Annotated in this window: 6 protein-coding genes; 2 read left to right on the plus strand and 4 right to left on the minus strand. The window is 64.8% G+C overall.

Going from position 1 to position 10,755, the window contains the following annotated elements:
- Positions 1-190: 190 nt before the first annotated feature.
- Together FJY73_07125 and FJY73_07130 are read left to right on the plus strand one after the other, a co-directional pair.
- The gene (locus tag FJY73_07125; GenBank protein MBM3320432.1) at positions 191-1,687 is read left to right on the plus strand and encodes a DEAD/DEAH box helicase; all 1,497 of its coding nucleotides are present in this window, start codon (positions 191-193) and stop codon (positions 1,685-1,687) included.
- Positions 1,688-2,111: 424 nt separating this feature from the next.
- Positions 2,112-5,312, plus strand: coding sequence for a fused MFS/spermidine synthase (locus FJY73_07130; protein MBM3320433.1), 3,201 nt, complete (start codon positions 2,112-2,114; stop codon positions 5,310-5,312).
- Between the two features lie 54 nt (positions 5,313-5,366).
- On the opposite strand, the gene FJY73_07135 is transcribed toward FJY73_07130, so the two are convergent.
- The 4 genes from FJY73_07135 to amrB all read right to left on the minus strand — a co-directional run bounded on the left by FJY73_07135 (position 5,367) and on the right by amrB (position 10,537).
- Entirely contained in the window at positions 5,367-6,254 is an 888-nt protein-coding gene (locus tag FJY73_07135; protein ID MBM3320434.1) for a hypothetical protein, read from the minus strand.
- 136 nt (positions 6,255-6,390) lie between these two features.
- Complete coding sequence (locus tag FJY73_07140) at positions 6,391-7,452, minus strand: DNA topoisomerase IV subunit A (protein MBM3320435.1); 1,062 nt, start codon at positions 7,450-7,452, stop codon at positions 6,391-6,393.
- Between the two features lie 94 nt (positions 7,453-7,546).
- Complete coding sequence (locus FJY73_07145) at positions 7,547-9,253, minus strand: DNA topoisomerase VI subunit B (GenBank protein ID MBM3320436.1); 1,707 nt, start codon at positions 9,251-9,253, stop codon at positions 7,547-7,549.
- Positions 9,254-9,319: 66 nt separating this feature from the next.
- Positions 9,320-10,537 (minus strand): AmmeMemoRadiSam system protein B, encoded by a 1,218-nt coding sequence (gene amrB, locus FJY73_07150; protein ID MBM3320437.1) that lies wholly within the window; start codon positions 10,535-10,537, stop codon positions 9,320-9,322.
- Between the last annotated feature and the right edge of the window lie 218 nt (positions 10,538-10,755).

Below are 10,755 nucleotides of genomic sequence, written 5' to 3' on the forward strand. Positions count from 1 at the left end.
CCTCCCGCGGGCGAGACAATGGGCGTTGCGACAGACATGACTCAACGCGGATCGGAATCGCCGTTCATTGAGCTCTCCCGCCCGCCTTTCCCCTTCCCGCGGGAACGTGGTACGATCGATCGGACGTAAGAGACGCCGGCCGGGCGCCGGGGAAGCCGCCGGACCGATCCTACAAAGGACGAGGATTTCAATGACGCATGATTCAAGCAACCATCAGGAAAGCCCGCCGGCGGAGATTGGGCTCAAGGATCTTCCCGAGGTCCTCCGAAGGGCGGCGGAGAGCCAAGGTTGGACGGCGCTTACGCCGGTTCAGGCCAAGACCATTCCGTACATTCGCGCGGGGCGCGACGTGATGGTCCAGTCCCGCACGGGGACCGGGAAGACCGCCGCGTTTCTTCTTCCGATCCTTGAGAGGATCGATGCGGACCGCGCCGAGTGCCAGGCGCTCGTTCTCGTTCCCACTCGGGAGCTGGCGCGGCAGGTGACCGCCGACGCAGAGGCGCTCGCGACGGAGACGCGCGTTCGCACCGTGCCGCTCTACGGAGGCGTCGGCTACGGGCAACAGCTCGATGGGCTTCGCAAGGGAGCGCACCTCGTCGTCGGAACTCCTGGCCGCATTCTCGATCATCTTCTTCGCGGCTCGCTCGTTCTCGATCGGCTTCGCATTCTCGTCTTCGACGAGGCGGACCGAATGCTCTCGATGGGATTCTACCCGGACATGAGGGCGCTGCAGGCGTACCTTCCGGAGCGGCGGGACGGCTTCATGTTTTCCGCGACGTATCCCTCGGTGGTCCGTTCGCTGGCCGGCCAGTTCCTGAGAGAGCCGGCGTTCCTGTCGCTCAGCCGGGACCGGGAGTACGTCGCGGAGACGGAGCACGTCTACTACGAAACGCCCGGGATGGAGAAGGACCGCGCGCTCGTCCGAATCATCGAGATCGAAAACCCGGCCTCTGCGCTCATCTTCTGCAACACGCGGGCGAACGTCGCGTACGTTTCGAAGGTGCTCCAGCGCTTCGGATACGACGCGGACGATCTCTCCGCCGACCTCGTGCAGAAGGAACGGGACAAGGTGCTCGAGCGGGCGCGCAGCGGAAAACTCCGGTTTCTCGTCGCGACCGACGTGGCCGCGCGCGGGATCGACATCGTCGATCTTTCCCACGTCTTCCTCTACGACTTCCCGGAAGACCACGAGTCGTATATCCATCGTGCCGGACGGACCGGACGCGCGGGGGCGGGCGGCGCGGCGATCTCTCTCGTCGATGTTCTGGAGAAGATGGAGCTGAAGGCGGTCGCGAAGCAATACGGGATCGACATGTTGAGACGCGAACTGCCGACCGACGAGGACGTGCGCGCGATCGTGTCGGAGCGGGTCACCGCCCAGCTCGAGATGGAACTGCGCGGTCTCGACAAGCTGGTGCGCGAGAGGATGGAGAGGATGATCCCGCTCGCGCGGCGCCTCGGGGAGACCGACGACGAGCTCGCCGTCGTCGCGATGCTGATCGACGAGTTCTACCAGAGAACCCTGCACGCGCCCTTGGAAATCCCGCGCGAGAAAGGAGAAGCTCCGGAGCCGAAGAGAGAACCGAGTCGAGGCGGCGGCTCCGGACGGGAACGTTCTTCCTCGCGCTCGAGCCGATCCGGGGGCGGCCGTTCGAGGGGCGGGCGAGGCCGGAAAAGAAAAGGGTAGATGCGCGAAAGGTTCGTCGCGCGCGGAATCCACTCTCCATCGGCATCGGGACCGATCGGAGCCGAGCGAGCCTCGCGGCTTTCTCCGGCCGCGGCCGATGGCGCTTCCGGCTGGACGGCGCCCGTTCCTCCGAATACAATCGACGATCGGCGGCCGGCCTTCATCCTAGAACGTTCTTCTCGTTCTGCGTCGGCCTGCCGGGCGCATGCGAGAGAGGGAGACGCCGTTCGCGGCCGGCACGTACGGCAAGCCTCGTGAGGCCGCGATCCGCGGCCGCAGCAGGTAGCGCGCGCATCATTCAGGCGAGGTCCCCGGTGATCCGCCGCGATCGTCCGGGGCGCTTTCGAAAGGAGACACACACCTGAGCGACTCGCGCTCCGAGCCAAGCATTGCGGGAACGATCGGCAGGAGGACGGCTGCGTTCGTGCTCGTCCTCTTCGTGCTTTCGGGGGCCGCGGGTCTCGTCTACGAGATCGTCTGGGCCCGCATGCTCACGCTGGTCTTCGGAAACACGGTGCACGCCGCGAGCACCGTGATCGCCGCCTTCATGGGCGGGCTCGCCCTCGGGAGCTTTCTCTTCGGGCGCCTTGCGGATCGGCGGCGCGACACGCTTCGTCTCTACGGGCTCCTCGAAGCGGGCGTGGCCGTCTACGCGCTCTTCATGCCCCTCATCCTGCGCGGGCTGAACGTCGTCTACGGCGGCCTCTTCCGCTCCTTCGGCGAGGACCCGGCTCCTTTCTTCGTCGCGCGCTTCCTGCTCTCTTTCGTTCTTCTCCTCCCCCCGACCATCCTGATGGGAGGAACGCTCCCGGTTCTCACCCGCTTCTTCGTGAGCCGCCGGGAGAGCCTCGGCGGCCGCGTGGCCGCTCTCTATGCTCTTAACACGCTCGGGGCCACGGCGGGATGTTTCGCGGCTGGATTCTTCTTGATCGAAAGATTTGGTGTTCGAGCGAGCAATAATGTTGCCGCGGCGGTGAGCCTGACCGTTGCGGTGCTCATCATCCTCCTCGCGCGCCGCGTGTCGCCGGCGCCGAGTGCGGTCGAAGCGCCGGTCGAGATGGGACCGAGAAGGCCCCCGGCGCGCGTGTCCGAGAGGGAATCCGCCACCGGAGGGTACTCCCCGAAGCTCCGGCGTCTCATCCTGGTTTCCGTGGGGCTGGCCGGGTTCGCCTCTCTCGCGTACGAAGTGATCTGGACGCGGGTCATCATCCATGTCGTGACCGCGAGCATCGAGGCTTTCGCGGTGGTTCTCACGACCTTCCTGGCGGGAATCGCCCTCGGAAGTCTGCTCGTGGCGCGTTGGGTCGACCGCAGGCGCCGCCTCCTGTCGCTGTTCGGCGCGATCGAGATCGCGATCGGGCTCGCGGCGGTGGCGTCGATCCCGCTTCTCGCCGATCTGTACAAGCTCTACGCCTACGTCGCCCACTTCGCTCCCCCCGGCTTCTGGGGATTGACCACGGTTCGGTTCGCTGCGGCGGCCGCGGTGATGGCGGTGCCGGCGCTTCTCATGGGCGCCGCGTTTCCGGTCGCGGTCGCCGGCTTCGTTCGGACCGTCGGGGGCGCGGGGCGCGGTGTGGGCGCTCTCTACGCGGTGAACACGGTGGGAGCGGTTGCCGGCTCGCTCACCGCCGGCTTCCTTCTTCTTCCCGCGCTCGGCGCCCAACACGGACTCATGGCGGTCGCGCTCTTCAATCTAACGGTGGGCGTGGTTCTCTGGTCGGCCGAGCCGGGGCGGCGTGCTCGGGGCATCGCGTGTGCGGCGGCGGTAGCGGCGGCGGGCTTTCTCCTCGGGGCGTTTCTCATCCCGCCGCGCGCCTTCCACAGGCTCTTTGCACAATCTCATCCGGGAACCGAGCTCATCTACTGCAGCGAGGACGTAACGGCCACGATCACGGTTCACCAATATCCGCCGGGCTACAACTTCCAGGACGACATGCGGGTCATCTGCACGACCGGGGTGGATGTCGCGGGCACCGACTCGATGCTCCGCACGACGCAGCTTCTTCAGGGGCATCTTCCCCTTCTCTTCCATCCGAACTCCGGGCCGCGCGCTCTCCAAATCGGGTTCGGGAGCGGAGAGACGACGCGAGTGGTTCTCCTCGAAGGCGCCTCGAAGCTGGACGCGGTGGAGATCTGCGCCGGTCTTGTTCAGGCCGCGCCGTTCTTCGCCGACATCAACGGCCTCGCCTACAAGGATCCGCGCGTTCGCATCATCATCATGGACGCCAAGAACTATGCTCTCCTCACGGGCGAAACCTACGACATCATCATGAACGACTCGATCCATCCGCGGGTGAGCGGCAACGCGAGCCTCTATACGGTGGACTACTTCGCGGACTGCCGGCGCCGCATCGCACCGGGAGGGTTCATGTCGAGCTGGTTCCCTGTGTACGGGCTCCGGCCCGAGGAGCTCCGGATGATCGTGCGGTCGTTCCGGACCGTCTTTCCACATGCCACGATGTGGATGGCCTACAACATGGTGAATCGCCACGCGCTTCTTCTCGCTCCCGTCGACGACGTGCCGCTCCGGATCGATTGTCGGGAGTATCTCCGGCGGATCACGCGTCCCGAAATCCAAGCGGATCTCTCGGTCGTCGGCTTGAACGACGCGACTTTCTTCCTCAGCAGCCTTGTGATGGATGAGGACGCGCTTCGCGAGTATTCCGAGGGAGCGAGGCTGAACACCGACGATCATCCGCTCCTTGAATACCTCGCACCCAAGTTCGTCGTGAACGACGAGTTTGCTTGGGCGGCGATCTTGGAATCGCTCATTCCCCACCGATCGGACGTGCGCGAGCTTCTCGTCAACTGGCCTGAGGACCCGGAGGAGAGGCGAGCTCTCGACGAGGAGCTGGGCGACTATCTTCGGAGCAACGAGCTCGTGCTTCGCGGCATGGCGAAGGGTCTTCGCGGGGATCCCGACTCGTGGGAAGATTTCGAGGCGGCAGAGAGGATCACTCCGGTCCATCCGGCGGTGCGGATCGCGCGCGAGAGGAGAGAGGGCGAGCTTGCGCGAAGACTGACGGAGGTTCGGAACGACCCCGACAATCCGGATGCACGGATCCGTCTCTCCGAGACATATCTTCGCGCCGGCCGTGCCGAGGAGGCCGCGCGCCATTTGCGCGATGCGGCCGCGAGAAACCCGGGGCGCGTCGATCTTTGGATCGGTCTCGGGATGCTCGAAGCGCGGCTCGGACGCAACGATGAGGCCGTGTCCGCCTACCGAGAGGCTCTCGAGATCGCGCCGCAATCGGTCGACGCTCTGAACAAGCTCGCGCTTCTCGATGCGGAAAGAGGGAACCACGAGGAAGCGGTCGCTCTTCTTCGGCGCGCGACATCGGCTCATCCGAGGCATCCCGAGGCATGGAACACGCTCGCCTGGCTTCTCGCCGAGCGGGGAGCCGACCTCGACGAGGCGCTCCGCTTCGCCGAACGAGCGGTCTCGCTCGATCCGTCGGCCCCCCACCTCGACACGCTCGCCTGGGTCCTCTTCAAGCGGGGCGATCTTTCTCGCGCGCGTGAAACTGTGCGGAAGGCGCTCGATCTCTCTCCCGAAAACGAGACCTACCGCGAACGCCTCCGGCTCATCGAGCAGGAGATCGAGTCGAAGAGAGGGAAGACGTAAAGGCTGGAGGACGAAGCTCCCGCATACCGCCGGGGGAGCGCGCGAGCCCGCGCGTCAGAGATTCGGAGTGTTCGCGCGCGGCTGGTAGGCGCAGTCGATCAGGATCTTTCGATCCGAAGGAATCGAGACGATGTTGCGGATCCAGATCCGGGAGAAGCGGTCGTCCTCGCTCGACGTCGTCGTTCCGTTCGTGTTCCAGACGAAGAGGTAGTCGTGCTCCCCGATCTCCTTCCGATCGAGCGCGCCGTCCTCGTGGAAGCCGATCGGAAGACCGGAGCCGTCGATCGGCGCGTCTTCCTTCGCGGCGCTCGGTCCCGCGTGCTGAAGGCGAAGCCATCCCCCGCCGTCGATCGACCGAAAACGCAGGTAGTGTTTCCCCGAGCCCTCGTCGTAGTGATAGCCGATCCGGTCGGGCCCGATGGCGCCGTAGGAAGCGGTCGCGTATCCGGGGATGTACCAATCCGCGACGGTGCGCGTTTCTTCTTGGATGGCGATCGTCGTGTGCAGCCGGTAGGGGACGTCGTCCACGATCGCCGAGGCGGATCCCTCTTTGCCGTTCTGCACCCCCTTCACGTACACCGAGTGGCGTAACCCGTTCGTGAGATCGACGAGCCAAACCTCCATGCGGCCTTGGACGAGGGAGTTCTGCTCCTGGAGAAGCGGGAGGTTCGAGGCGCTCCCCGGTTTCGTTTCGAAGGCGCTCCACACGTAGAACGCGTCCCAATCTTCGCGTTTCAAATAAACCTTGTAGCCTGAGAAGCTGACTCCTGGACTCACTTCGTCGATGAAGTCCCAGCGGAGAAGCATGCGCCTCGACCCGTTTTCGAGCGAAACCCCGCCGGGCGGCGAGGGGATCGCATCGAGGTCGACCGGGTCGATCCCGTCGCAAGCGAGGGATAGAAGCGCGGCGAAGAGAAGGAGCAAGAGAATCGCGCGGCTCATGAGCCCGGAACTCCTTGTTGTTGTGAAAGTTAACGTCCCCCGCTTTGCGGGTCTCCTCTGAACACTTTAGCCTATTCTCGCGCTTTCCGAAAGGGGCGCGGATCGGCGAGGCGCATCGGCTCTTCCCGAGGCGCGATTAGGGGAGAAAGCGTTCCGGGTGCCGAATCTTCTCGGGCAAGTACTCGTCGATCACGTAGTTTAGGCCGTGCTTGGCGAGCGCCTGCTGCTCGGCGCGAACCCCCATCTGGATGAGCTGTTGAATCGCCCGCTGCCATGCCTTGTGATGAAGAACGAACGGATCGTTCTTGAGAGCGTCTTTCGCCCGCTTGATGTCGACGTCCTTGAGCGGGTGCGTCGGGAGCTTGTAGTCGACGATGTCCTGCGGCGTGATGCCGAGAAAGCGCGCCTGAGGCACGCAGAAGAACTCGTTCAGGTGGGCGGCGTTCCCCGATCCGACCTTGAGGGTGCGGTAGATGTTCGTGATGCCGTATGGGTCGCCGTCCACGAAGACGTACACCGGGAGTTTTTTCGTGTCGGCGAGGCGCCGGATGAAGCGCCGGCAGGCGCGCGTCGGCACGCCTCCCATCGACACGAGGATGCAGTTCCCTCTCTTCCAGTAGTTGTGTTTGACGAGCCTTTGGAACATCCCCGCCGTCTCGATCACGAGGATGAACTCGGCCCGCGTCTCGAAACCGAGGTGCTCCACCGAGATGGGAATCGAATAGGCGCCGGAGCCGAACTTCCGGCAATCGATGCGAAGGCTCTCTCCGGTCTCCGCGTCCCGATCGACGACGACGAGCTCGCCCGCGACGTCGCCTCCCTTCTCCTCGGGAACGAAGCCGAGTTGCTCGCGGTTCACTCTGAAGAGCGCCTCCACATCCTCGATCACCGTATCCGATTCCGGCTGCTCGCTGAAGCGAGCCTCCCCCCAATTCTTGGACACGTAGTATGCTTCCCTCTTCGTGGCGATGTCGTCCGTCTCGACGAGCTCCTTCGAGAGGGCCATCATGCGAAGCGTCTGCGCGAACGTCTTCACCGTGTTCACCGTGAGCGTGCGCTCCTTCGTGCGGCCTCGGATCTCGAAGAACCCCTTCTGCGACTGGTAGCTCACGTTCCGCAGGGAGCGGAGAGGAAAGCGGAGAGAAGGCTTCTTCCCTTTGGCGATCCTCTCCTCGACGTTCTTCGCCTCCGAAACAATCTTTCCGGAAACCGGCGTTTCCCGGACTCTCGGCGGGTTCTTTCGATCCGCGCTCTTCTTCGTCTTCGGCACCGTCTCTCTCCAATCGAAAGGGCTACACCTTCCGGCTCTTCTCGAGGATCGTTTCGAGCTCCTTCATTCTCCGGTCGCGGCGCTCGTCCGAGAGCCCGAGGATTTCCTGCAAGGCGATCCCGATGTGCGGGAGGTATTTCTCGATGTAGCTCTTCTTCTTCTCAGCCTCGGCGAGACGCCTGCCGCGCCGGATGTAGACGCCGAGCTTCCTCCCGCACTCCTGCAGCGCGAGACGAATCTCCTTGGTGATCTCCGGGTACGAGGCGATCGCCTCCTTCGATTCAGACGTAAAGGGAACCCAGACGGAGGCGATGTGCACGGCGATCGCCATCGGCGCGGTCGGAAGGGCGCCGCGGCTCTGTGGGACCATGTAGTTCTTCCACGCCACGTCGATCACGCTCTTCGTGATGGCGCACGCCGACTTCTGGTATTGCAGCGGCACGCGGTTTGCGAGACGGTAAAGTTCCGCCGGCTGGTCGGTCTCGAACGAGGGCCCGCCGTACGCGAGGGCCGCCTCGATGAGGAACGGGTTCCCACGGTAGACCGCGGCGGGGCGCGTGACCGCCGCTACGAACGCCGGCTCGTGGTGCGTCTTGAGAGAGAGCGTGAGCTGCTCCTCGCCGATCGGCGAGAGGCAGTTCGTCGGGGGGTTCATGATCTTCGTCTTCTGGATCGCGCGATAGAGGATCTCCGCGGCATCCCGATGCACGCGGGCCGGGCTCGTCTCGGGCTTGAGAGCCGCCTTCTCGAGAATCTCGTCCGCCACCTTTCCGCTCACGCGGCTGAACTCCGCTGTGAGAAAGCCGCGCACGTTCCGCGATTTCGTTTCCTTCAGCATCTTCATCAGGGTTCCGAGCTCGACTCCTCGCGGGTGCGGCTTGATTTCCCTCGCTTCCGTGGGAAGCCGCTCGACGGCGCGCTCGTAGCGGAAGGTCTCTCCCTTCGGCGACCGATAGACGATCTCCGCGTGCGGGTTGGCGAGCGCGACATGCCGCAGGTAGCGGTCGACCGAATGATGGCCGGCCTTGTAGCTCGCCTCGAGCTCGATCGTAACGCGCGTGCCGTGCTCGAGCGGCCAGTCGATCTCCTCCTCGGATGCGATGACCGGAAGGTTCTTTTTCGTATCAAGGAGAAGAGCGAACCGATGGGCCGGCTTGTTCGCGCCGAGCCGGGAGATCACGATCATCGGTTTGCCGGTCGTCATCTGGCCGTACATGCCGGCGGCGGAGATGCCGATCCCCTGCTGGCCGCGCGACTGGCGGAGCCGGTGGAATTTGCTCCCGTAGAGGAGCGACCCGAAGATGCGGGGCGCTTCCTTCCGCGCGATCCCCGGCCCGTTGTCCTCGACCGTCACGAGGAAGCGGTCCTCGGCGAGCTCGTCGATTCGCACATCGAGCCTCGGGAGGATCGCCGCCTCCTCGCAGGCGTCGAGCGAGTTGTCCACGGCTTCTTTGACGGTCGTAAGGAGCGCCTTGGATGGATTGTCGAAGCCGAGCAGGTGGCGGTTCTTCGCGAAGAACTCGCTGACCGAGATCTCGCGCTGCTTCGGGAGCCGCGGGGCGGAGGTCCGCTTCGCCGGAGGCGCCTTCTCTTCGGGGGCCGGGAGAGCGATCGTCTCCGCCTTTCCCTCTTTCTTCTTGGGGGAAGAGATCTTCTTCTCTTCCGGTTCCTGGAAGAGGTCGGGCTGCTTCTTCGCCGCCGAGCTCCCCGTTGTGCGCGAGCGCTTCATGAGCGCCTCCTTGTCCGGCAAGGGAGTATAGCGGCCTGTTCGCGAGCCGACAAGAGGCCGGCTAGGCTAGGAGAGGGCGATCGCCGCGAACGAGACGATCGATCCTTCTTCTCCCATGACCGCCTGCTCGTAACGAAGGAGCGCGCCCTTCCCTTGGTCGAGGGCGGAGAGAAGGAAGTGAATCGGGGAATAGCCGCAGATGCGGGTCCGGTCGCCCGTTCGCTTCATGCGCCGGGTGAGGGCGCCCGCGTCGACGGCGAGGATGGAATCGATAAACGCGCGGTCGGAGGTCTCGAGGATCCTTCTCTCTCCGCTCGAGGGCGCGGCTTCGTCTCCGTAACGAGGACCCACGTGCGAGAGGTCTGCGCTCGCAACGAGAAGGACGCTCTCCTCGCGGTGTTCGAAGATCGCGCGCATTGCGTCGATCGTCTTCTCGATTCGCCCGCGCTCCTCCGGCGGCGCGTCCGGTTCGAGGTGAGGCCACGCGTACGAACAGAGGAGCGGGGCGATCTTCGTCTTTCGACCGAAGAGCCGGCGCACGAAGAGCGCCTGGAACTCGATCGTGTGCTCGCGCCTGTGGGCGAGCTCGTCCTCGAAGAGCCCGCCGGCCGCGCGGTCGAGCTCGCGAAGAAACCGCCGGTCGGTCGAGACGGAGCCGAGCGGCGTGTCGAAGTCCTTCTCGGTAGCGGCCACGAGCGTTCGGAGCGTCGCGTGGCAGGTGCCGAGGAGTACGGCGAGCGCGGGCGGTTCGGATCGGTCGATCGTCTTCCATCCCGCGGCGCACACGGGCCCGCCGAGGCGAAGATCAATATGCGGGACGATGAGCCCTCGGATTCGGCCTTTTGGAGGCGGCGACTCCGGATCTCCCGCCGAGGCGAAGAAACCGTCCATCCATCGCTTCCACGTCGCTGGGTCGGCGTCCAGCGCGGAGAGGTGGACCGCGGGGCGAGTCTTCATCTCGTGATAGGCGCGTTCGGATTCTTCCTTCTTCGCGCGGAACCGATCGTTCTCGAGAAGCAGGGCGTCGTCAAGCTGTCGGAGAAGTTTCCTGATGTCGTCCGAAAAAATAAGGTCGCCGAAGCGGCGCGCGTACGCTGCCTGGATGTCGAGAAGGGTGTGCTCGCCGTCCATGAAGCCGAGAAGGAAGGCGGCGCGATCGGAAACAACGAGAGGGTTTTCGGAGAAACCTTCCGGATCGCGAAGGATGATGCACGATCGCCCCTCGTGAATCGTTGGGATCGCTTCGATCGGTCGCAAGCGAGGCTTGGGATCTTCGCCGCTCAACACGCGCTCCTCGCGGACACCTGCCGCCGCCACCCGCCGTGGTTGCGTTGGTGAACGGCGGGTCTCACGCGCCCAGGTTTGTCTTGCTCCTGAGACGGGGGTGAGGCAGAGCGGCGAGTTGCCGCGCGCCGCGCGCGGCATGTTTGAGCAAGCGAGCCTCACCCTCGGCTCCGGAGCTTCCCGTCTTCGCTGGATCGGATCCGCGTTTTCCTGCCGCG

The organism is Candidatus Eisenbacteria bacterium (genome assembly GCA_016867715.1).
GTDB lineage: Bacteria > Orphanbacterota > Orphanbacteria > Orphanbacterales > Orphanbacteraceae > VGIW01.

Coding starts and splice junctions, on each gene's coding strand:
- FJY73_07125 (MBM3320432.1), top strand. CDS start 191: ATGACGCATGATTCAAGCAACCATCAGGAAAGCCCGCCGGCGGAGATT.
- FJY73_07135 (MBM3320434.1), bottom strand. CDS start 6,254: ATGAGCCGCGCGATTCTCTTGCTCCTTCTCTTCGCCGCGCTTCTATCC.
- FJY73_07145 (MBM3320436.1), bottom strand. CDS start 9,253: ATGAAGCGCTCGCGCACAACGGGGAGCTCGGCGGCGAAGAAGCAGCCC.